Genomic DNA, 20,873 nt, shown 5'->3' on the forward strand with positions numbered 1-20,873 from the left:
GCCTAGTCCTTCTTCAAGTCGAGCGGCATATGAAGCTCGATGAGCGCGCGAATGCGCTCGCGCAGATGTTCGTACTGGCCGGCAAGCAGGCCGTCGTCGCATCGGCACAGATGCTCGGCCTTTTCCAGCATGGCGCGCAAAATCGTCAGGTCATCGGCGCTCTTTTGTTGCGCGTGCACCATGCGCGTACTCCTTACAATTTGTAGCCCTGCTGGCGTTCGTCGCTCCAGCGCCTCGCCTTATAAGCGAATTCCGGCAGTTCCGAGCGCGCCACTTCGCGCAGGGTCATCCACACATTGGTGCGCTGCTTGATCGCGGCGCGAATCTCCTCGAGCCGTTCCGCGCCGCCCGCGGCGAAAGCGATGAGCACCTCGACATCGGTCTTGCCGTCCGGGGTCGTGAACACGCGGCCGGCATATTCGACAACCTCGGGAAACGCGAAAACCGCGGCGTCGACCGCGCTCGGCCACACGTTGTTTCCGCGGATCTTCAACATGTCGTCGAAGCGGCCGATCGTGCCGCATTCGATGGCGTTCCAGCAGAGCCCGCCGCCGGCATCGCGGTAAGAAACAAAGCGTGCCGCATCGCCGGTCCGGAAGCGGATGACCGGCGTGCCTTCGATCGACAGATTGGTGACGACCATCTCGCCGGCCTCGCCGGACGCGACGGGACGCATGGTCTGCGGATCGACGACCTCGGTCAGGGTTTCCCATTCGAACATCCGCATCAATCCGCGGGCACCGCCGCGCGTGACGGCGCCGCGATCGAGCGTCGATGCGGAGAACCCGGCGCATTGCGTGCTGCCATAGCCTTCCTGCAGACCGCAGCCCCAATGTTCTTCGATCTTCTGCGCCCACTCGACCGGGTAACCTTCCGCCGCGATGAACAGGCCATGCATGTCCGGAAACGCCTCGCGCGGGACAATGCCACGGCGCAGCAGCGCGTCGGTCAGGGTGTGAAGATAGTTGGTGGACGCGTAGATGAAATTCAGACCGCCCAGCCGCAGCATCAGATCGATCTTGGCATCGGTCGACATATTGCCGCCGGGATGAAAGCCGGTCGCCCCGATGATGCGCAGCCCTTCGCCCGGCCCCCAGCCGCCCGTGGTCATCCCGCCGGCCGGCACGCAGTTCAGCACGGTGTCGCCCCGGCGCAGACCCGCCAGGTGCCAGGCGAGCGCATGCAGATAGCCCAGCATGTGCACGTCGCGCTGGCTGCGGCCATAAATCTCCTGCCCCTGCCCGGAAGTGCCGCCCGTCAGATTGACGAGGGCAACATCCGTGCGCGGAATGCCGAGCCGCGTGCCGAAAGGCGGCGCGGCCTGCTGGTCGGCCAGGAAATCGGCCTTCGACGATGTCGGAAAGCGCTGCGCAAACGCTTCGAGCGTTTCGATATCGTCCGGACGCAGCCCGACGGACTGCATCTTCTGTCGGTAATAGGCGCTCGAATCGTAAAGGCGCGCGACCTGGCGGCGCACCTTCACCAATTGAAGGCCTTCAAGCTCGTCGCGCGACAGCGCGGCGAGCCTGGCCAGATACGGCGAATCCTCATATGGATTTTTCATGCCCGTGCGCACGCTGTCCTCACCGTCGACCTAGGAAGATGCCGGCACGAAGAGCGGGAGCGTCACGCTGTCCGTCACGTCGCGGAATATCACGCGTACCGGCGTCTCCGCCCGAACGTCCGACGGATCGCACTCGACGATGTTCGATACGATCCGCACGCCTTCATCCAGCTCGATGATCGCGACGACATACGGCACGTCGGACGCATAGACATCTTTCGGCACCGGGTGGCGCACGACGATCCAGCTGAAAACCTTGCCACGCCCGGACGCTTCCAGCCAGCGTACGGCGTCCGAACGGCAATGCGAGCAGAACGTCGTGGGGGGAAAGCGATTGCGGCCGCAATTGCCGCATTGCTGGATCAGCAATTTGTGTCGTCGCGTCCCTTCCCAGAAGGGCGCGCTCTCGGGATCGGGGACCGGCAACGGCTTGGCATATGTCATGGATCAATTCCGCAAAATCATCGCGCTGCCGCAGGTCATCGCGCCGGCGGTGGTAAGGCCGATCCTGGCATCGGGCACCTGGCGAGGCCCAGCCTCGCCGCGCAATTGCTGCACCGCCTCGATGACGTGGTTCAGACCGTGAATATAGCCTTCCGACAGCAATCCGCCGGCGGTGTTGAGCGGAAGCTCGCCGCCGCGCGCGATGCGGCCGCCCTGCACATAGGCGCCGCCTTCGCCTTCCTTGCAGAAGCCGAGGCCTTCCAGCGCCATGATCACGCTGTAGGTGAAACAGTCGTAGATCTCGGCGAAATCGACGTCGCGCTGCGTGACGCCGGCGCTGCGCCACAGATCGTCGGCGATGTATTTGGCGAAGTTGTGGGATTGATCGGGCCAGCGGATCGCATCGAACAGATCCTCGCCCTGGTCCGGCCCGCCGCCATAGGCACCGCCCATGATGTAGACCGGCTTCTTCTTCATGTCGCGCGCGCGTTCCGTGCCGGTGATCAGCACGGCGCAGGCGCCGTCGGTTTCCAGGCAGATATCGAGCATGCGGAACGGCTCGACGATCATGCGCGAGTCGAGATAGTCGGCCATGGTGATCGGTTGGCGCTGCATGGCGCGCGGATTGCGCGTTGCGTTTTCCCGAAAAGTGACCGCGATCTCGCCGAGCTGTTCGGGCGCCGTGCCATATTTGATGATGTGCCGGCGGCACCACATCGCCATGGCCTGCGGATAGGTGATCCAGCCGAAGGGCGCGGTGTATTGCGTGATTCCATGCGCGGAAAGATCGCGACCACCGCCCAGCCGGAAGCCGGAACGTCCGTTCATCGCGCGAAAGCACAGCACGTTGCGGGCAAGTCCGGCTTCGATCGCCGCCGTCGCGGCCAGGGTGATGAGATTGGCGGCGTTGCCGCCGCTCAGATAGTCGACGGCATAGCCGGCATTATCGAGGCCGAGTTCGGTGGCAACCGCCATCGCCGGCGCGGAATCGTTGAAGTGGAAGCTGATGACGCCGTCGATGTCGGCCGCTTCAAGGCCGGCGTCGGCGATCGCCTTCAGGCACGCTTCGGACGCCAGGCTGCGGACGGTGCGTCCCGACTTCTTGGAGAAATCCGTCCAGCCGATTCCTGCGATCGCGTATTTGTCGCGTAGGCTCCACATGGCTCAACCCTTGTCGTAATCCGGTTTGCGTTTTTCCTTGAAGGCGATCAGACCTTCGGCCGCGTCGGGATGCGTCGTCGCATAATCATGGACGATCCTGATCTCCTGCTTCAGTCCCGATGCCTGATCCGTCTTCAGCGTCAGATTGGCGAGCCGTTTCGCGGTCGCCATGCCCGTGCGGCTCTTTTCAAGCAACCCGTCCACCAGCGCATCCACGCCGCCGTCGAGTTCGGCCGCTGGAAATACGCGGCACAGCAGGCCGATGCGATGGGCTTCCGCCGCCGGCAGCAATTCGCCCGTCAGCATGAGATATTTGGCCATCTGCAAGCCGACCGCGCGCGGCAGGCGCTGCGATCCGCCGGCGCCGGGCAATTGGCCGAAATTGAGATGTCCGTCGCCGATGGAAGCCGTGTCGGCCGCCACGGCCAGATCGCAGGCGAGCAAGAGTTCAAGGCCGCCGGCGACACACACACCATTGATGGCGGCAATGTAGATCTTTGGCGAAGCCTCGATCGTGTCGAGAAGATCGTGGAATTTCGACAGGAAGTCTTGGAAACGTTCTGGGGATTTGTAGAGTCCCAAATAGCCTTCCAGATCTCCGCCCGCCGAAAAGCTTCGGCCACTTCCCGTGATCACGACGACGCCAATGTCGTTCCGCGCCTCGATTTCCGAAACTGCGGCACGCAACTTCCCAATAGTTGCCCAATCAAGAGGATTCAGCTTGGAAGGTCTGTTCAGGGTGACCCGGGCACGGCCTGGTGCAAAAGAGATAAGGACTTCGTTTTCCGTGCTCACCAGCTCATCCGCTGCCGTATTGTCCGTTTGTCCGACAGTTGCATTGTAAGCAGCGCAGGGGATATCCATCAAGGGAAATCTGAGAGATTCCGCTCATGGCAGTAATCGAGACCAAGCAGGAAAGTGGGCTGGTGCCACTGGAACGGGCGCCGACCTATCGCTTGGTTCATGACGCCATCGAACGCGAGATCCTGGCGGGGCGCCTGAAGATCGGCGATCCGTTGCCGGCGGAATTGCAGTTGGCCGAGCGTTTCAAGGTTAACCGCTCCACGGTGCGCGAGGGCATCCGCCTTCTTGAGAAAAGCGGGTTGGTGGAGCGCAAGGGCGGAAAGCGCCCCCGGATCGCCGCGCCGCGCTATCGCGACCTGGCCTCGGCCGCGAGCCGCGCGCTGATCCTGCATGCCGTTACCTTTCGCGAATTGTGGGAGGCCTCGATGGTCATCGAGCCGTCGACGGCGGAATTCGCGGCGCGAAACATCACCGAGGCCGACATTGCGAAGCTTTCGGCCAACATCGCCGAGATGGAGGAGAGCGTCGAGCGTCTGGAAACCGGGCTGGAAGACAAGCCGGACGGGTTCGTGGACCTGGACCGGAAATTTCACGAATTGCTGGTCAACGCGACCGGCAATCGCGTCCTGATCCTGGCGCATGAGCCTGTCACCACCCTGTTCATTCCGGCCGGACGTCTCATACTTCCGCGCCTGAAGACCTATCGCCGCGTGCTCGACGCGCATCGGCATATTTTCGACTTCCTCAAGAAGCGCGATCCCGAAGGCGCGGGCAAATGGATGCACCGGCATATGGACGATTTCCGCCGTGGCTACGAATTGACCGGGCTGGATTTCGATACGCCGCTCGAGATGGTCAACGTCTGATCCGGCTCAGCCCCGCCAGCCTTCCAGCGTCGCGATATCGAGCGCGTCGATCGCGGCGCGCACTTGTTTCTGCTGCGCCGCCGGAAGCTCGGCGCGCGGTTTGCGCGGATAGCCGCCGGGCAGGCCGAGATCTATGAGCGCGCCCTTGGTCGCCCGGATCCCGCCATTGGCATAGATGAGTCCGTGCAGCCGCACGATCTTTCCGTAGGCGCGCATGACGCCCTCCAAATCGTTGGCGGCATAGGCGCGGACCAGCGACATGCACAGATGCGGCGCCAGATTGCCTTCCGAGCACAGATAGCCCTGCCCGCCGAGCGCCCAGCCGACCAAGGCCTGAACCGGCCCGCCGACAAAAACGCCCACGCGCCCGCGCGTAGCGTCGACGATGTCGGCGAGATAGCGCAGATCCTGATGGCTGCAATTGACCTCGATGATGTGCGGATAGGTCTCGAGCAGACGCGAAATGGTTTCCACCGGCACGCGGTAGCCGACCGACTGGTGGGTGGAGATCACGACGGGAAGATCGGTCGATTCCAGCGCTTCGGTCAGATAGCTGGCGACCTCCTCCTGCAAAGGCGGGTGGCCGTGGCCCACGTCGAGCGAATAGATTTGCGCGGCATCGACGCCGGCGGCTTTGCAGAGCGCCAGGAATTCCACCATCTGACGGGGCGTGCGGGGCTCCACGCCCATCGCGCGCACGGGCACCTTGCCCTTCAATTCCTCCACGCCGATGTCCAATAGGCGGCGGGTCTCCGCCGGGGTCAACGTGTAGCCCTCGCCGCTGCCGCTCCCACCGATATAGACGCCGATTCCGGCGGCGGCCAACCGGCGCAGATGCCCGCGGAAGCCGGCTTCATCGATATGGCCGTCCCGGTCGAACGGCGTGATGGAAATCACGAAAGCGGCAGGCGGTCGCGCGGTGGTGTTCGACATCCGATTTCCCTCTCTGGCTCTTTTCTGCGGAATTCCGGGATTTGTGTCCTCCCGTGCACAATCATTTTGACCGACTGTCAGACAGAATGCTAGTGCTTTTGCCGGAGCCGGCACATGACCACGACCTCACTTCTCAATTCTCCGATCCGCATCGGGGCGATGACCGCCCCCAACCGGATCATGATGGCGACGCACGGGCCGCGCCTGCCGCAGGCACGCTACCTAGGCTATCTGGAGGCCCGGGCGGCGGGTGGGGTCGGTCTCTTCGGCTTCAACGTCGGGGCGCTGGGGATTTCGCCGTTTCCCTTCGGACCGGGGCGGACAGCGCCGCCCTTTGCCGCCGAGCCCGACGCCGTCCCACCACACCCCCGCACGGCCGAGGGCCGCACTTTCTATGACGGCCAGATCGGCACCTACCGCGTGTGGAGCGACGCCGTTCATCGCCATGGCGCCAAGTCGATCGGCCAGCTCTATCATCCGGGCGCTGCCCGCCATGCCGACAACTATCAGCCGGCCGTCGGACCGTCGGCGGTTGCCGACGAACTCGAGGGCAATGTTCCGCGCGCCCTCACCCGCAAGGATATCGCCGATCTGACTCAGGCCTATGCCTTGGGAGCGCGGCGGGCGCTGGAGGCGCGCTGCGACGGGCTGGAACTACATGCCGCGCACGGATACCTGCTGCACGAATTTCTGTCGCCGCTCTTCAACCAGCGCGACGACATCTATGGCGGCACGCTGGAGAACCGGCTCCGGCTCGTTCTGGAGATCCTGGCCGCGGTCCGCGACGCCATCGACGACGCCTGCCCCGTCGGCCTGCGATTGACAGGGCCCGACAATGCCGAGGGCGGCCTCAGCCTCGAAGATATCGTCCATGTCGCGACGCGCGCGACGCAATCGGGCGCCGCCTATATCAGCATTTCCGCCGGGACCTATGCCGGCCTTCTGGGCGGGAAGAACCTGCCCTATGTCGCACCTGGCTTCGTGAGGTCGCCGCCGAACGTCGCCGCAGCCGCCGCCGTCCGGCGCGCCGTTGCCGTTCCGGTCATCGTCACCGGCCGTATCGTCGATCTCGCCATTGCCGAAGACATCGTGCGGTCCGAAGCAGCCGACGTTGTCGGCATCGTGCGCGGGCTGATCGCCGAGCCGCGCCTGGCCGCCAAGCATTTCCAGAAGTCCGACGAGCTTCCGACCCCGTGCATCGCCTGCAATGAATGCCACACCGGACAGATGGTGGCGTGCCCCACCAATCCGTCGATCGGCTGGGAGGTACTCGGCATGCCGAAGGCGGCCGAAAAAGCGCTGCGCGTGCTGGTGATCGGCGCGGGCCCCGCCGGTATCCAATGCGCGTTGACCGCCGCCGAACGGGGACACCCTGTCGAACTCGTCGAACGCGACGGCGAGATCGGCGGGCTGACCGCGCTTCTGGCGCGAAGCACCGAACAGGCGGATTACGCAGCCTATCTGCGCTATGCCACCACGATGCTCGGCCGGCGCGGCGTCAACCTTCGGCTGAACACTGAAGCGGATGCCGCGCTGATCGTGCAGCTCTCGCCGGATGTCGTGGTGCTGGCGACAGGCGCCGTGCGTGCATCCCGGCCGGGATATACCGATCCGGTGGCTGCGATGAACACGCCCGCCCTATCGGGCCGCCATGTCGTGGTCGACGGCGGCGTCGGCAAGCACCTTCCCCCGCTCATCTGCGCCAACCGGCTGGCCGAAATGGGATGCCGCGTCACGCTGGTCACCCAATCCGCGGCACCGGGCGAAAAAGTCGAGGCGGCTAGCCGCATCGCGCTTCTGGCGTCGCTGAGCGCGCGAGGCGTCGCCATCGTTCCCGGCACACGCGCGGGCGCGTTCGAAAATCGGGCGCTGAGCCTTCGGAACGTCTGGACAGGCGCGACGACGAACCTTGCCGACATCGATGCCGTCGTCTGTGCCGACAATCGCTTTCCCGGCGCGGCGCTCGAGAGGGCGGTGCGCGACCTTGGACTTCCGGTCCATGTCATCGGCGACGCGCTGGCGCCGCGGCGCATGCTGCATGCCTCGCTGGACGGTGCGCGGCTGGGCAACACCCTATGAGCGAAATGCATGATCGATAAACAAATCGGGTTGTCCGCCTTCGTCGCGAGTCTTCGCGACGGCATGACGATCGGCATCGGTGGCTGGGCGACCCGCCGCAAGCCCATGACGCTGGTGCGCGCCATCGCGCGCTCCGGCCTGAAGGACCTGACGGTCGTTTCCTATGGCGGTCCGGACGTGGGCATCCTGGCGGCGGAGGGCAAGATCCGGAAGCTCGTTTTCGGATTCGTATCGCTGGATCACATCCCGCTCGATCCGCATTTCCGCGCCGCGCGCCAGGCCGGCGCCTTCGAGATTCTGGAACTGGACGAAGGCATGGTGCATTGGGGCCTGAGGGCCGCGGCCATGCATCTGCCGTTTCTGCCATCCCGCAGCGGCCTCGCGACCGACATTGCCAACCAGCCGGAATTGAAGACGATCCGCAGCCCCTATGCCGACGGCGAGCTTCTGCTGGCCATGCCGGCGCTGAGGCTCGATGCGGCGCTCATCCATGTGCATCGCGCGGACCGGCACGGAAATGCGCTGATCCTGGGTCCCGACCCGTTCTTCGACGAATTGATGGCGAGGGCGGCGGAGCGCACCTACATCTCCACCGAGCGCCTGGTGAGCACCGAAGATCTCGCCATCGCCGAAAACGCCCGTTTCAACCCGTTCGAACGCAGCGTCGTGCAGGGCGTGATCCTGGCACCTTTCGGCGCGCATCCCACGGTCGCCACACCGGACTACGGCATCGACATGGCGCATCTGAAGGAATACGCCGCAAGCGCGGCGCCCGGCGCCTGGCAGGAATATCGCGCGCGATTCATCGCCGTCGAGCCCGAACGATATCTCGCCAGCGTCGGCGGCGCCGAGAATCTCGGCGCCTTGCCGGCGCCCATCTATTGAGCCCCGCCATGACTTACGGCTACGCCCTCGCCGACCTTTGCATCTGCGCCGCGGCCGAAGCCTGGCGCCACGATGGCGAAGTTCTGGCGACCGGCATCACACCCATCCCGCGCCTCGCCGCGGGACTGGCAAAGCTCACCTTCAACGACGCGCTGCTGATGACCGACAGCGAAGCGTTTTTCGTGTCGGAGCCGGTGCCGCTCGGCCCGCGAAACGGCTATCAGCCGAAATTCGAAGGCTGGGCCTCCTACGCGCGCACCTTCGATTTGCTGTGGGGCGGCAAACGCCACGCCTTCGTCCTGCCGACGCAGATCGACCGCTTCGGCCAGGCGAACATCAGCGTTGTCGGCGATCATGCCAGGCCCAAGACGGCGCTGCTCGGTTCGCGCGGCTATCCCGGCAATTCGGTGCATCATCCCAACAGCTATTTCCTCCCGACGCACAACAAGCGCGCCTTCGTGGCGGGCGAAGTCGATTTCGTGTCGGCCGCCGGTTACAACCCCGCCCGATGGCCGGACGGGAAAAAACCGCCCGAGCTCGATCTGCGGCTGATCGTCAGCAATCTCGCGGTGCTCGATTTCGAGGGCCCCGACCATGCGATCCGCGTGCGTTCGCTGCACCCCGGCGTTTCGTTCGAAGACGTGCAGGACAAAACCGGCTTTGCGCTGGAAAAGGCGCCCGGCCTCGCGCAGACGCCGGCACCCACGCCCGCCCAGCTCGATCTCATCCGCACCAGACTCGATCCTCTCGGGTTGCGGCTCGGCGTGTTCAAGGACGACAGCGACGGCGCGTTCGTCGCGACCAAGGAGCCGGCATGAGCGATCTCATCGAACCGAAAAAGACCGATGTCGTCTACGAAACGGACGCGCCGGTCATCTATGTCGCGGAAGGCCCGATCGCGTGGATCACGATGAACCGCGAGCGGTATCACAACGTCCAGAACTCGCAGATGACCTACGCCCTCGACGCCGCCTTCCGGCGGGCTGTGGACGATGACGCGATCAAGGTGATCGTGCTGGGCGGCGCCGGAAAGCATTTCTCCGCCGGGCATGACATCGGCACGCCGGGCCGCGATCTGCATCACAGCTTCGAGCGCCGCCACCTGCTCTACGATCACGTCAACAAGCCCGGCGCCGAACTTCTCTACACGCGCGAGCAGGAAGTCTATCTCGGCATGTGCCGGCGCTGGCGCGACCTGCCCAAGCCGACCATCGCCATGGTGCAAGGCGCCTGTATCGCGGGCGCGCTCATGCTGGCCTGGGTGTGCGACTTCATCGTCGCGTCCGACGATGCCTTCTTCCAGGATCCGGTGGTGCGGATGGGAATCCCCGGCGTGGAATATTTCGCGCATGCCTTCGAGCTGCCGCCGCGCATTGCCAAGGAGTTCCTGCTCCTGGGCGAGCGGATGTCCGCCGAACGCGCCGCGCAATTCGGCATGGTCAACCGGGTGGTTCCACGCGCCGCGCTCAAGGACGAAGTCGGCGCCATGGCGGCGAAACTCGCCGCGCAGCCGCGCCTGGGCGTGTGGCTGAGCAAGCAGGCGATCAATCACGTGGAGGAATTGCGCGGCAAGCGCACGGCGATGGACGCCGTCTTTCACATGCACCATTTCGCGCACGCCCAGAACGACCTGGTGAGCGGCGACAGCCTGGCGGGACTGGACGGCAAGTCCATGGCGCAGGCGAACAAGACGCAGGGATAACGCGGTTGGGCAATGCCTTGACGACACCGCTGACGCGCCTCCTGGGCTGCCGCTATCCCGTCATCCAGACGGCGATGGGCTGGGTCGCGACACCCCGGCTCGTGGCCGCAGCCTGTGAAGCCGGCGCGTTCGGCTTTCTTGCCGGCGCGGTGATGACCGCGCGCGAACTGGAAGCCGCCATCGCGGAGGTCCGCGAAAAGACGCAAGCGCCTTTCGGCGTGAACTTTCACATGTTCCAGCCCGAGGCGGCCGCGATCGTGGATATCGTCATCGCCCATCGCGTCCGTGCGGTGAGCTTCGGTCGCGGGCCGGATGCCACGGCGATCGCCCGGTTCCGCAAGGCCGGCATCCTCTGCGTTCCCACCGTCGGCGCGCTGAAACATGCGCGCAAAATGGAGGAGCTCGGCGTGGACATGCTTGTCGTGCAAGGCGGCGAAGGTGGCGGCCATACCGGCGGCGTGGCGACAACCGTGCTGCTGCCCCAGGTGCTCGATGCGGTTGCCGTCCCCGTGGTCGCGGCGGGCGGCTTCGCGGATGGCCGCGGCCTTGCGGCCGCGCTCGCCTATGGCGCGGTGGGAATCGCCATGGGCACGCGCTTCCTTCTGACGCAGGAAAGTCCCGTGCCTGCGGCCACCAAACAGCGCTACCTAGCAGCCGACGCTGGCGACATCGTGGTTTCGACCAAGCTGGACGGCCTGCCCCAGCGGATGATCCGCAACCGCGTTCTGGCTCGCATCGACCGATCCGGGCGCTGGTCCATGTGGCTGCGCGGCTTGCGGGCGGCCGTTGCGATGAAGCGGCAAACAGGCGCGAGCTGGCCTAAGTTGTTCAGCGCCGCCCGCAAAATGAGAAGAAGCGGCGGCCTCGGCTTGGCCCAAGCGATGATGGCGGGCACCGCGCCGACGCTGATACGCAAAGCCATCGTCGAAGGCGAACCCGAGAACGGCATCCTGCCCAGCGGGCAGATCGCCGGCCTGATCGACGAGATCCCTACCTGCCACGACCTGGTGGATCGCATCGCAGAAGAAGCCCGGCAATGCATCGCGGCACTGGCGCCGTACGCAGCCGCAGCAGCACAAGCGTGAGGACGTCATGCCCATCGCCACCGAGATTCACGGTCGCATCGCCGAGATCATCCTGGACCATCCCCCCGTCAATGCGCTCGATTCGACGCTGTGGAACGCGTTTCCCGGCCACGTCCGCGAGCTTGGGGCTCGCGAAGATATTCACTGCGTCCTGATCTACGGCCGGGGACGCGGCTTCTGCGCCGGGGTCGATATCAAGGAGATGCAGGCGCATCCCGAGCGCATCACGCTTCTCAACCGCGGCAATTATCTGAGCTTCAAGGCCGTGCGCGAATGTCCGGTTCCGGTCGTCGTTGCCGCGCACGGCTTCGTCATGGGCAGCGGCATCGGCCTGTGCGGCGCGAGCGACACGATCATCGCATCCGACGATTGCCATTTCGCGCTGCCCGAAATCGACCGCGGCGCCATGGGTGGTGCTTCGCACCTGTTGCGCATGCTGCCGCTGCACAAGGTCCGCGCTGCCTTCTTCACCGGCGGCCGCATTACGGCGCAGGAAGCCTGGCGGCTGGGCGCGATCGAGAAGATCGTGCCGAAGGCTGAGCTGGTCGAAGAGGCGCGGGCCTTCTGCGGGGTCATCGCCGGCAAGAGCCGAACGGCGCTGGTGCTGGCCAAGCAGGCGCTCAACGGCATCGAAGCGCGCGATGTCGACCGCGACTACCGCTTCGAACAGGGCTTCACGCTGGAAATGTACATGCACGCGGACAGCCAGAAATCCCGCGACGCCTTCGTCAGCAAGGGCGACAAGGCCGAATTTTGAGGCGCATGCGATGGACCTGACTTACACCTTCGAGCAAAAGGCATTCCGCGCCGAGGCTCGCACGTGGCTGGAGGAGAACGTTCCGGCCGAACCGCTTGCCTCCTTCGACACGCCGGCAGGATTCGAAGCGCATCGTAGCTGGGAACGGCGCCTGCATGCCGGCGGTTTCGGCACGGTCACGTGGCCCAAGGAATATGGCGGCCGCGGTCTCAACCTCATCGAGTGGCTGATCTTCGAGGAAGAATACTATCGCGCGCAGGCACCGGGCCGGGTGAACCAGAACGGCATTTTTTTGCTCGCGCCGACCATGATGGAGTTCGGCACGCCGGAGCAGAAAGCGCGGTTCCTGCCCGCCATGGCGCGAGGCGACGAGATCTGGGCGCAGGCCTGGTCCGAGCCGCAGGCCGGCAGCGATCTGGCCGCCGTGCGCGCCAGCGCCACGCGCGACGGCGACGTCTACGTCCTCAACGGCCATAAGATCTGGTCGTCGCGCGCCGTCTTTGCCGATTGGGCGTTTGGCCTGTTCCGCACCGATCCGTCCTCGCAGCGGCACAAGGAGCTTTCCCTGATCCTCTTCCCGCTGCATGCGCCGGGCGTACGGGTGCAGCCCATCCGGCAGATCGGGGGCGAGCCGGGCTTTGCCGAGATTTTCCTCGACGATGTTCGGATACCGGCTCAGAACCGGTTGGGCGACGAAGGCGCAGGCTGGAAGGTCTGCATGGCAACGGCGGGCTTCGAGCGCGGCCTCATGCTACGCAGCCCCGGCCGGTTTCAGGCAACGGCGAAGCGCCTGGTGGAACTGTGGCGCCGCCGATCGCACACGCCGGACCCCGCCATAGACGACGCCGTCTTGCGCGCCTGGATGGATGCCGAGGCCTATGCCTGTTCGGTCTACGCCACCGCGGCGCGCATCATGGCCGGCGACAAGATCGGGGCTGAGGCGAGCTGCAACAAGATATTCTGGTCCGAACTCGACATCGCGCTGCATCGCGCCGCCCTTTCGATCCTCGGCGCGAACGCGGAGATAAGCGCCGTCGGCGATGCGCCCTCCGTCGCGTCACCCTGGCTCGACGGCTTCTTCTTCTCGCTCGCCGGACCGATCTATGCCGGCGCCAACGAAATCCAGCGCAACATCATCGCGGAGCGGATGCTTGGGCTTCCGAAAGGCTGAGACCACGTGAACTGTAGATTCGCCGAAGAGAACCGGATGATGGCGGAGGCGCTCCGCGTCATGCTCGCCGACAAATGCAGCGGCGCCGATTTGCGCAGGCTGCTCGCATCCGGCGCGAGCCACGATTCGACGCGCATGAGGATCCTGACCGACATGGGGCTGTCGGGCGCCTGCGTGCCGGAAAACCTTGGCGGCCTTGGCCTGTCGGAGGCCGATTTTGTGCTGCTGGCGGAGACCGCAGGTCGCGCGCTGTTGCCGGAACCGCTGGTGGAAGCGGCGGGCGTTGCCCTGCCCCTTCTTGCGGACGTTGCCCACAGTCAGCAAGCACGAGACGCGCTCGCGAGCGCGATATCCGGACAGATCCTTGTGGTGTTCGGCCATCCGGAAAATCCATTCCTGTGCGACGCGGACACCGCGCAGGCCTTGCTGCTCGTCCGCGAGGGAACGCTCTATCTCGTGTCGCGCGATGCCGTAAAGCTAACGCCCGTCGCGAGCGCCGATCCGTTCCGACGGCTCTCCGTCGCGACCTGGGAACCGAGTATCGAAATACCGCTTGTATCCGGTGCCAGCGCCGCCGCGCTTCTGGATTTGGCGCTGGACCGTGGCGCGCTTTTCGCCGCGGCTCAGGGGCTTGGAATCGCCGAGGCCTGCATCGCCATGGCCGCCGCCCACGCGCAGCAGCGCTTCCAGTTTGGCGCGCCGATCGGTGCGAACCAGGCCGTCAAGCATCTTCTCGCCAATGCCCAGGTGAAGCTCGAATTCGCGCGGCCGGTGACGTATGTCGCGGCAGCGGGGATCGGCGCGCAAACCGTTCGCTCGCGCGCAAGGGTGTCCCACGCGAAGCTTGCCGCCCTGGAAGCCGCGGAGTTCGCCGCGCGGGCCGCTATCCAGGTTCATGGTGCCATGGGCTACTCATGGGATATCGACGTGCATTTCCATCTGAAGCGAGCATTGGCGCTCGCCGGCGCCTGGGGCAGCGCGAGGTTTCATCGCGCACGCGTCGCCTGCCTACTGTGCGAGGGCGCACTCGGCCCCGAATATACATTCACGACGACGGAAGAGATTGCACATGCGTGATGGCGACGGCACGTCCCTCCCGGGCTTCCCGCAAGCCACCGCGGACAAATATCGCGCAACCGGATGGTGGGGCGACCAGACTCTGGCTCAGCGCATTGACGAACTCACGCGGCGCGCGCCCCTTCAACCCGCTTTTATCGTCGGCGACAGGCGAACGACGTGGCGCGAATATGCCGAATTGTCCCATCGCATCGCGCAGAGTCTCCTGCGCCTCGATTTGCCGAAAGGCGCCCGCATCGCCGTGCTGCTGCCCGACGGCGCCGAACTGCATGCCGCCTTCGTCGGCTGCGAGCGGGCAGGACTTGTCGCGGTCGGGATCGGCGCGCGCGCGGGAGAGGCGGAGATCGCCCACATCCTGAAGCGGACGCAGGCCGGGACTTTGCTCACGACGCAGCGCCTCGGCTTGCGCGAGACCGCGACCATCATCGAGATGCTGGCCGCGCATGGCGCCAAGCCGCGCGTCGTTCGGCTTGAGGAATGCCTTGCGCATCCCGCGTCTGGCATGGCGGAGCGGCCGCTCGGCCCCGACGAGCTGTTCCTGATCAACTCCACATCGGGCACGACCGGCCTGCCAAAATGCGTGATGCACACGCAGAATCGCTGGTTCTATTTCCACAAGCTGGCCGCGGCGGCCGCGGGCTTCCGCGACGACGAGATCTTCATGCCCATCGTGCCGGGCCCGTTCGGCTTCGGCTTGTGGACCGCGCATTTCTCGCCTGCCGCCCTGGGTTGCCCCTCCGTGCTGATGGCGCGGTTCGACGCCGATGCGGCGCTCGACCTGATCGCACGCGAGCGCGTGACGGTGCTCTGCTGCGTCAGCACCCAGTTCATCATGCTGCTCAATGCACAGGCCGAACGCCCGCGCGACCTGTCTTCGCTGCGCGCCATGTTCACCGGCGGAGAGGCGGTGCCGTTCGAGCGCGCGGCCGAATTCGAACGCGTGACCGGCGCGGCGGTGCTGCAATTCTACGGCTCCAACGAAACCGGCGCGCTCAGCCGCACCACGGCCGCCGACACGCGCGACCGGCGGCTGCGCACCGCCGGCCGGATCATCCCGGAAATGGATGTGCGCCTGTTCGATCCCGACACGCTGGCGGACATCACGGAGACAAGCCGCATCGGCCAGCCGGGCTGCCGCGGCCCGGCGACATGCATCGGCTACTGGGACGACGCGGAGGCCAATCGCAAGCTGTTCACCGAAAGCGGCCACATGCTCATGGGCGACATCGTCGAGATCGACGAGGAAGGATATCTGCGCGTTGTCGGGCGTACATCCGATTTCATCATCCGGGGCGGCAAGAACATCAGCGCGCCGGCGGTCGAAGCCGAAGTCGCCACCCATCCCGATATCGCGATGGTGGCCGCCGTTCCCGCGCCCGACCCGGTGCTGGGAGAACGGGTCTGCATCTATGCGCTGGTGCGGCCGGGCCGCACGGTCGATCTGCAAAGCATAACGGCGCATCTTGCCCTGCGCGGCGTGAGCAAGGAGTGGTTCCCCGAACATCTGGTGGTACTTGACGATTTGCCACGCTCGTCCGGCGGCAAAATCGCCAAGGCTGAGCTGCGCGAAGATGCGCGCAAAAGATGGAGCGGCGAGCGTTGAATGTGCTCGCCGGAGCCAAAATCAAATGACCGAAGCGCCGCCATCCACGACGATGGCCTGCCCGGTGATATGCGCGCCGGCATCCGAGACGCAAAGCAACGCAGCGCCCTTCAAATCCGCCGGGCCGCCCAACTGGCCGCGCGGCGTGTCGGCGATCAGCTCGTCCCCGAAATTGTCCAGCGTGTACGCGGTGAGCTTGGAGGCGAAATAGCCCGGCGCCAGCGCGTTCACCGTAATTCCGCGCGGCCCCCATTCGGCGGCGAGCGCGCGCGTCAAATTGATCATGCCGCCCTTGCTCGCATTGTAGGCGATGGTGCCGACCATGCGCGGGTGATGTCCGCCAAGACCCTCGACCGATGCGACATTCAAAATGCGCCCCTTTCCGCGCGGCAGCATCCAGCGACGGGCGACCGCCTGCGTCAGCAGGAACGGCCCGGTCAGGTTCACCGCCAGCAATTTGTCCCAAGCGTGCCGGGGAAATTCTTCGCTCGGCGAGCCCCAGGAGGTACCCGCATTGTTGACCAGGATGTCGATCTCGCGGCCCGCGGCGGCGACGGCTTCAACGACTTTGTCGATGTCGCCCGCGTTCCCAATGTCGGCGGTCACGGACGATGCGCCGACGCCCAGCTGTCCAAGATGTTCGACGGCGGCAGCGAGTTCGTCCGTCTTGCGGGCCGTTAGCACGACATGCGCGCCGAATTCACCCAACGCCTCGGCGATCTGAAGGCCCAAGCCGCGCGATCCGCCGGTAATCAGTGCGGTCCGCCCGGACAAATCAAATAGGGCCTTCAGACTGTGAAACTGTTCATCATCGCCTGATTGCTTAGAAAGGCTACTCATCATCACACCGCTCGCTCGATTTCTTTCCACGGAGATTGCGGCGCGCACTACGAAAACACAATGCAAATACCGACGAAGCGTTGTCCCGGTCGCGTCGCTCAAGCGGAGCTCTGGGGACGCATGCGCTCGCGCGCGCTTCAGCGAAAGTGTTTGATCGCGATGCCGGCGTTTTAAGTCGGGGGCCATTCGACCCGTTGGGGCCATCGGAAGAACCTGTGTGATCTGCATCAAGAAACAAAAATCATCGGGGCTTAAGGTAGTGCTGAACCCTCTGAATTGTTGGTCATGCCCTATCAAGCCAACAGCGACCTGCCGTCGGCGATCCGGCAGCATATGCCTGAGCATGCCCAGAGCATTTTTCGGGAGGCGTTCAATCATGCCTGGCAAGGCTATGCGCATAAGGGCGCCCGCCGCGAAGAGATCGCCCATCGCGTGGCTTGGGCTGCCGTAAAGAGGGGCTATCACAAGGTCGGCGACGATTGGGTGCCGCTGGACGTCAGCGATGAGTACGGCCGCTGACCATGGCCGACAAGAAGCCCTGGCAGTTCAAATTCAACTTCACCTATCTGCTGGGCGCGGTGCTCGTGATCCTGATCGTGCACGACATCGCGGGTCTGTCGAGCGCCAATCCCGCGATCCCCTACAGCGATTTTCAGACGCTGCTGAAGACGCGTCAAATCGACGACCTCGTTGTCGGCGACACGACGATCTCCGGCAAGTACAGGCAACCAAAGCCGGGTGGGCCCGCCGGATTTGCGACGATACGCGTCGACGGCAACCTTGCGAAAGACCTGCAGAATTCCGGCGTCAAATTCTCTGGCGAAGAAGGCGCGGCATCTTCGGAAGCCTATTGTCCTGGCTGCTGCCAATGGTGGGGTTCGCTTTTCTTTGGTTTCTGCTTCTGCGCCCCATGGCGGGCGAAGGCGGGATGTCGGGAGGCCTTCTCTCCGTCGGGCGCAGCAAGGCGAAGATCTATGCCGAGCGCGACCTTAAGGTCTCGTTCGCCGACGTCGCCGGCGTGGATGAGGCCAAGCAGGAATTGGCCGAGGTGGTCGGTTTCCTCAAGAACCCGCAGATCTATGGCCGGCTGGGCGCGCGCATCCCCAAGGGCGTTCTGCTGGTCGGGCCGCCGGGCACGGGAAAGACCCTGCTGGCGCGCGCCGTCGCGGGCGAGGCCAATGTGCCGTTTTTCTCGATCACGGGATCCGAATTCGTCGAAATGTTCGTCGGCGTCGGGGCGGCGCGCGTGCGCGATCTGTTCGAACAGGCGCGGGCCAGCGCGCCGGCCATCGTCTTTATCGACGAACTCGATGCGCTGGGCCGCGCGCGCGGCATAGATTTTCCGACCGGCGGCCATGACGAAAAGGAGCAAACGCTCAACCAGTTGCTGGCCGAGATGGACGGCTTCGATCCCAGCGCCGGCATCATCGTGTTGGCCGCGACCAACCGGCCGGAGATTCTCGATCCGGCGTTGCTGCGCGCGGGACGCTTCGACCGGCAGGTGCTGGTCGACCGCCCCGACAAGAAGGGCCGCGCCGACATCCTGCGGGTGCACCTGAAGAATATCCAGACCGTCGCGAATATCGATGTAGAAGCCATTGCCGGCCTTACGCCGGGCTTTACCGGCGCCGATCTCGCCAATCTCGTGAACGAGGCGGCGCTGGTCGCGACGCGGCGCGGCGGCGAGTCGACGACCATCGAGGACTTCACCCAGGCCATCGAACGCATCGTCGCCGGACTGGAGAAGAAGAGCCGCATCCTGACCAAACGCGAGCGAGACATCGTCGCGCATCACGAGATGGGTCATGCGCTCGTCGCCATGGCCCTGCCCGGCACCGATCCGGTCCAGAAAGTCTCGATCATTCCGCGCGGTATTGCCGGCCTGGGCTATACGATGCGGCGGCCGACCGAAGATCGCTTCGTGCTGGGCCGTTCGGAACTGTTCAACCGCATCGCCGTGCTGCTGGGCGGGCGCGCCGCCGAGAGCCTTGTCTTCGCCGAAGTCTCGACCGGCGCGGCGGACGATCTCGTCCGCGCCACGGACATTGCGCGCAGCATGATCATGCGCTTCGGCATGACGCCCGAACTCGGCCAGGTGGCCTATGAATCGGAATCGGCGCCCATGCTTGGCGGGCAGATGTCCTGGCGGCCGCGCGCCTATGGCGACGAGACCGCAACCGCGATCGATTCGGCGCTCAAGGCTCTCGTGGCGCAGGCGTTCCAAGTCGCCCGCGGCATTCTGGAGCGCAACCGCGCGCTGCTGGAGGCAGGCGCCGCCGACTTGCTCGCCCACGAAATCCTGGACCAAGCCGACCTCGCGAAATATACGGCACGGCTGGCGAGTTCCTCGGCCACTCCGCCCGCTCTGGCGGCAAAGTAGGCTTGGCAGGTTCGCAGGCGGCCCGGCCTTGTTCAGGCTCCTAATCGGAGGTTCATGAATCCCTTAGTGTGTGCGAGTGACAGGCGTCGCGGGCGCGGCGGCGTTCGGCGGCGGCATCGCGGGAACGGCCCGCCAATCGCGCGCACAGGTTTCCACATAGGGCATATAGCCTGCGGGATCGTCGCAGTAGAACCAGTCGGCCAGGATCGGCGGCGTGTCGGATGCGGTTTCCGAAAGCGGAACCGTGACGGGGACGGCGGTCCAGCCGCCCGGACATGCGGCGACATAAGGGAAATAACCCTTCGCCTGATCGCACCATTCCCAAGTCCCGTCGGAAATCGGTGCGCCGGTCGCCGGCGGCGGGGCCGCGATCGGCAGCGCCTTCCAATCGTGCCCGCAGGCCTTCACATAAGGATAATAGCCATTGGGTTGGTCGCAGTAATACCAGAACGGTCCGGACGGCGTGTTGTCGGATGCATCATGCGTTGGCACCGGCGACGTTGGGGAAGAATCCGGCGCATCGGGATAAGGATAGCTGTCCGGATAGGGATACGGATATGTCGGGTAAGGCCAATAGGAATAGGGGCCAACCCAAATGACACCGCCGCCATATCCGCCCGGATAGTGTCCGCCTCCATGGCCTCTGCCACCGCCGCCGTGCAGGCCGCCACCATGTGGCCACCCGCCATGAGCGCCGCCGCCATGGGGGCCACCACTATGGGAACCGCCACCGTGGGAGCCGCCGCCAGCGAACGAGCCGACGGCGGTGACGGCATTCGCGCCGTCGAGCGGCGCGATGCACATGCTCGATGCAAGCATAGCGGCGAGGAAAGAAGCGGCTATCTTATTCATGCATGAACTCCTGCAGCGATGCTGGGCACCACTCAACTATCTCCCAACTATCGTTGTGCTACTTGATCCATGTCAGCCCGCGCGCCGCGATCTCGATCTCAATTGAATTCCGTTCAAATGACGCAGGCGAGCCCGCGGCTGTCGGGAGGATAAAAACATGAAACGGATATTGGTGGCGTCGGACGGCTCGAAAGGCGGCGACCGTGCCGTCGCATTGGCGGCAGGCCTGGCTGCCGCGATCGGCGGTGAACTGACCATCATCACCGTGATGGATCGAGCGATCAGCGACGATCTGGAGCGGTTCCGGCGCATCGAGAAGATCGCGCTCGACGAACTCCTCGAGACCGAGGCCAAGGCACTGCTCGAGCGCGCCCGTTCGATCGCGGCGAAGAACGGCGTCGCCAAGGCGAAAACCTTGGCCGAGGAAGGCGATGCGGCGACAGCGATCCTGGCTGCCGCGAAAGCGGGCAAGAGCGACGTCGTCGTGGTCGGCAAGCGCGGGCGGGGGCGGCTGAAGGGATTGTTGCTGGGCAGCACATCCCAAAAGCTCGTGAGTTTGGCGAATTGCAGCGTGGTCGTGGTTCCCTGACGCATTTTGGCACGACAAATCGCGGGCGTGCGGCGCGGCGCTGATTTCGATCAAGGCAAGATTGCGCTCGACGCGCGATAG

At 65.0% G+C, this 20,873-nt stretch carries 21 protein-coding genes and 1 pseudogene; 14 read left to right on the top strand and 8 right to left on the bottom strand.

The genetic code is table 11. The features are described from left to right. Nucleotides 1–2: 2 nt before the first annotated feature. The 5 genes from WDM86_18430 to WDM86_18450 are packed head-to-tail and all read right to left on the bottom strand — an operon-like array spanning nucleotide 3 to nucleotide 3,964. A complete protein-coding gene (locus tag WDM86_18430; protein ID MEI9992003.1) occupies nucleotides 3–182 on the bottom strand; it encodes a hypothetical protein in 180 nt (59 codons plus the stop codon). 11 nt (nucleotides 183–193) lie between these two features. Continuing rightward, nucleotides 194–1,564 carry an AMP-binding protein gene (locus WDM86_18435; GenBank protein ID MEI9992004.1) on the bottom strand — a complete coding sequence of 457 codons (1,371 nt, stop codon included), beginning with the start codon at nucleotides 1,562–1,564 and terminating at the stop codon, nucleotides 194–196. A 30-nt stretch (nucleotides 1,565–1,594) separates the two neighbouring features. Beyond that, nucleotides 1,595–2,008 carry a Zn-ribbon domain-containing OB-fold protein gene (locus WDM86_18440; protein ID MEI9992005.1) on the bottom strand — a complete coding sequence of 138 codons (414 nt, stop codon included), beginning with the start codon at nucleotides 2,006–2,008 and terminating at the stop codon, nucleotides 1,595–1,597. A 3-nt stretch (nucleotides 2,009–2,011) separates the two neighbouring features. Further along, a complete protein-coding gene (locus tag WDM86_18445; protein MEI9992006.1) occupies nucleotides 2,012–3,169 on the bottom strand; it encodes a hypothetical protein in 1,158 nt (385 codons plus the stop codon). A gap of 3 nt (nucleotides 3,170–3,172) precedes the next feature. Then, entirely contained in the window at nucleotides 3,173–3,964 is a 792-nt protein-coding gene (locus WDM86_18450) for an enoyl-CoA hydratase/isomerase family protein (protein MEI9992007.1), read from the bottom strand. A gap of 95 nt (nucleotides 3,965–4,059) precedes the next feature. On the opposite strand from WDM86_18450, the gene WDM86_18455 reads away from it, so the two are divergent. Beyond that, nucleotides 4,060–4,839 (top strand): FadR/GntR family transcriptional regulator, encoded by a 780-nt coding sequence (locus WDM86_18455; GenBank protein ID MEI9992008.1) that lies wholly within the window; start codon nucleotides 4,060–4,062, stop codon nucleotides 4,837–4,839. Nucleotides 4,840–4,845: 6 nt separating this feature from the next. Here WDM86_18455 and WDM86_18460 read toward each other — a convergent pair whose 3' ends face one another. Continuing rightward, nucleotides 4,846–5,772, bottom strand: coding sequence for a dihydrodipicolinate synthase family protein (locus tag WDM86_18460; protein ID MEI9992009.1), 927 nt, complete (start codon nucleotides 5,770–5,772; stop codon nucleotides 4,846–4,848). A gap of 114 nt (nucleotides 5,773–5,886) precedes the next feature. On the opposite strand from WDM86_18460, the gene WDM86_18465 reads away from it, so the two are divergent. Genes WDM86_18465 through WDM86_18505 form a run of 9 tightly spaced genes read left to right on the top strand, consistent with a single transcriptional unit; the run spans nucleotide 5,887 to nucleotide 16,131 of the window. Then, entirely contained in the window at nucleotides 5,887–7,851 is a 1,965-nt protein-coding gene (locus WDM86_18465) for an FAD-dependent oxidoreductase (protein MEI9992010.1), read from the top strand. A 9-nt stretch (nucleotides 7,852–7,860) separates the two neighbouring features. After that, nucleotides 7,861–8,736, top strand: coding sequence for a CoA-transferase (locus WDM86_18470; protein ID MEI9992011.1), 876 nt, complete (start codon nucleotides 7,861–7,863; stop codon nucleotides 8,734–8,736). Between the two features lie 8 nt (nucleotides 8,737–8,744). Continuing rightward, the gene (locus tag WDM86_18475) at nucleotides 8,745–9,554 is read left to right on the top strand and encodes a hypothetical protein (protein ID MEI9992012.1); all 810 of its coding nucleotides are present in this window, start codon (nucleotides 8,745–8,747) and stop codon (nucleotides 9,552–9,554) included. Beyond that, on the top strand, nucleotides 9,551–10,438 hold the full coding sequence (locus WDM86_18480; protein ID MEI9992013.1) for an enoyl-CoA hydratase: 888 nt from the start codon (nucleotides 9,551–9,553) through the stop codon (nucleotides 10,436–10,438). The genes WDM86_18475 and WDM86_18480 overlap by 4 nt, the downstream gene beginning before the upstream one ends. 17 nt (nucleotides 10,439–10,455) lie before the next feature. Further along, nucleotides 10,456–11,523 carry a nitronate monooxygenase gene (locus WDM86_18485; GenBank protein ID MEI9992014.1) on the top strand — a complete coding sequence of 356 codons (1,068 nt, stop codon included), beginning with the start codon at nucleotides 10,456–10,458 and terminating at the stop codon, nucleotides 11,521–11,523. Nucleotides 11,524–11,530: 7 nt separating this feature from the next. Then, a complete protein-coding gene (locus WDM86_18490; protein MEI9992015.1) occupies nucleotides 11,531–12,280 on the top strand; it encodes an enoyl-CoA hydratase family protein in 750 nt (249 codons plus the stop codon). Between the two features lie 10 nt (nucleotides 12,281–12,290). Then, nucleotides 12,291–13,451, top strand: a complete 1,161-nt coding sequence (locus WDM86_18495) for an acyl-CoA dehydrogenase family protein (protein ID MEI9992016.1) — start codon at nucleotides 12,291–12,293, stop codon at nucleotides 13,449–13,451. A gap of 36 nt (nucleotides 13,452–13,487) precedes the next feature. Beyond that, the gene (locus tag WDM86_18500) at nucleotides 13,488–14,528 is read left to right on the top strand and encodes an acyl-CoA dehydrogenase (protein MEI9992017.1); all 1,041 of its coding nucleotides are present in this window, start codon (nucleotides 13,488–13,490) and stop codon (nucleotides 14,526–14,528) included. Next, entirely contained in the window at nucleotides 14,521–16,131 is a 1,611-nt protein-coding gene (locus WDM86_18505; GenBank protein MEI9992018.1) for a class I adenylate-forming enzyme family protein, read from the top strand. The genes WDM86_18500 and WDM86_18505 overlap by 8 nt, the downstream gene beginning before the upstream one ends. Nucleotides 16,132–16,152: 21 nt before the next feature. Here the strand turns inward: WDM86_18505 and WDM86_18510 are convergent, their stop codons facing one another. Continuing rightward, nucleotides 16,153–17,073, bottom strand: a complete 921-nt coding sequence (locus WDM86_18510; GenBank protein MEI9992019.1) for an SDR family oxidoreductase — start codon at nucleotides 17,071–17,073, stop codon at nucleotides 16,153–16,155. A gap of 183 nt (nucleotides 17,074–17,256) precedes the next feature. On the opposite strand from WDM86_18510, the gene WDM86_18515 reads away from it, so the two are divergent. The 3 genes and pseudogenes from WDM86_18515 (at nucleotide 17,257) to ftsH (ending at nucleotide 19,351) form a co-directional block, all read left to right on the top strand. Continuing rightward, on the top strand, nucleotides 17,257–17,490 hold the full coding sequence (locus tag WDM86_18515) for a ChaB family protein (protein MEI9992020.1): 234 nt from the start codon (nucleotides 17,257–17,259) through the stop codon (nucleotides 17,488–17,490). 2 nt (nucleotides 17,491–17,492) lie between these two features. Further along, nucleotides 17,493–17,735: pseudogene (locus WDM86_18520) on the top strand (hypothetical protein). A 104-nt stretch (nucleotides 17,736–17,839) separates the two neighbouring features. After that, complete coding sequence (gene ftsH / locus WDM86_18525; GenBank protein MEI9992021.1) at nucleotides 17,840–19,351, top strand: ATP-dependent zinc metalloprotease FtsH; 1,512 nt, start codon at nucleotides 17,840–17,842, stop codon at nucleotides 19,349–19,351. Nucleotides 19,352–19,414: 63 nt separating this feature from the next. On the opposite strand, the gene WDM86_18530 is transcribed toward ftsH, so the two are convergent. After that, the gene (locus WDM86_18530; protein ID MEI9992022.1) at nucleotides 19,415–20,239 is read right to left on the bottom strand and encodes a hypothetical protein; all 825 of its coding nucleotides are present in this window, start codon (nucleotides 20,237–20,239) and stop codon (nucleotides 19,415–19,417) included. 121 nt (nucleotides 20,240–20,360) lie between these two features. Here WDM86_18530 and WDM86_18535 point away from each other — a divergent pair, with 121 nt between their 5' ends. Then, nucleotides 20,361–20,792 (top strand): universal stress protein, encoded by a 432-nt coding sequence (locus WDM86_18535; protein ID MEI9992023.1) that lies wholly within the window; start codon nucleotides 20,361–20,363, stop codon nucleotides 20,790–20,792. Nucleotides 20,793–20,873: the final 81 nt, after the last annotated feature.

Origin of the sequence: Rhizomicrobium sp. (genome assembly GCA_037200045.1) — a bacterium.
Taxonomy (GTDB): domain Bacteria; phylum Pseudomonadota; class Alphaproteobacteria; order Micropepsales; family Micropepsaceae; genus Rhizomicrobium.

Bases quoted from the DNA above. Each gene is read 5' to 3' on its own strand.
- ftsH (MEI9992021.1), top strand. From the start codon at position 17,840: ATGGTGGGGTTCGCTTTTCTTTGGTTTCTGCTTCTGCGCCCCATGGCG.
- WDM86_18515 (MEI9992020.1), top strand. From the start codon at position 17,257: ATGCCCTATCAAGCCAACAGCGACCTGCCGTCGGCGATCCGGCAGCAT.
- WDM86_18475 (MEI9992012.1), top strand. From the start codon at position 8,745: ATGACTTACGGCTACGCCCTCGCCGACCTTTGCATCTGCGCCGCGGCC.
- WDM86_18480 (MEI9992013.1), top strand. From the start codon at position 9,551: ATGAGCGATCTCATCGAACCGAAAAAGACCGATGTCGTCTACGAAACG.
- WDM86_18435 (MEI9992004.1), bottom strand. From the start codon at position 1,564: ATGAAAAATCCATATGAGGATTCGCCGTATCTGGCCAGGCTCGCCGCG.
- WDM86_18460 (MEI9992009.1), bottom strand. From the start codon at position 5,772: ATGTCGAACACCACCGCGCGACCGCCTGCCGCTTTCGTGATTTCCATC.
- WDM86_18445 (MEI9992006.1), bottom strand. From the start codon at position 3,169: ATGTGGAGCCTACGCGACAAATACGCGATCGCAGGAATCGGCTGGACG.
- WDM86_18465 (MEI9992010.1), top strand. From the start codon at position 5,887: ATGACCACGACCTCACTTCTCAATTCTCCGATCCGCATCGGGGCGATG.
- WDM86_18495 (MEI9992016.1), top strand. From the start codon at position 12,291: ATGGACCTGACTTACACCTTCGAGCAAAAGGCATTCCGCGCCGAGGCT.
- WDM86_18490 (MEI9992015.1), top strand. From the start codon at position 11,531: ATGCCCATCGCCACCGAGATTCACGGTCGCATCGCCGAGATCATCCTG.
- WDM86_18500 (MEI9992017.1), top strand. From the start codon at position 13,488: ATGATGGCGGAGGCGCTCCGCGTCATGCTCGCCGACAAATGCAGCGGC.
- WDM86_18505 (MEI9992018.1), top strand. From the start codon at position 14,521: ATGCGTGATGGCGACGGCACGTCCCTCCCGGGCTTCCCGCAAGCCACC.
- WDM86_18430 (MEI9992003.1), bottom strand. From the start codon at position 182: ATGGTGCACGCGCAACAAAAGAGCGCCGATGACCTGACGATTTTGCGC.
- WDM86_18455 (MEI9992008.1), top strand. From the start codon at position 4,060: ATGGCAGTAATCGAGACCAAGCAGGAAAGTGGGCTGGTGCCACTGGAA.
- WDM86_18535 (MEI9992023.1), top strand. From the start codon at position 20,361: ATGAAACGGATATTGGTGGCGTCGGACGGCTCGAAAGGCGGCGACCGT.
- WDM86_18470 (MEI9992011.1), top strand. From the start codon at position 7,861: ATGATCGATAAACAAATCGGGTTGTCCGCCTTCGTCGCGAGTCTTCGC.
- WDM86_18440 (MEI9992005.1), bottom strand. From the start codon at position 2,008: ATGACATATGCCAAGCCGTTGCCGGTCCCCGATCCCGAGAGCGCGCCC.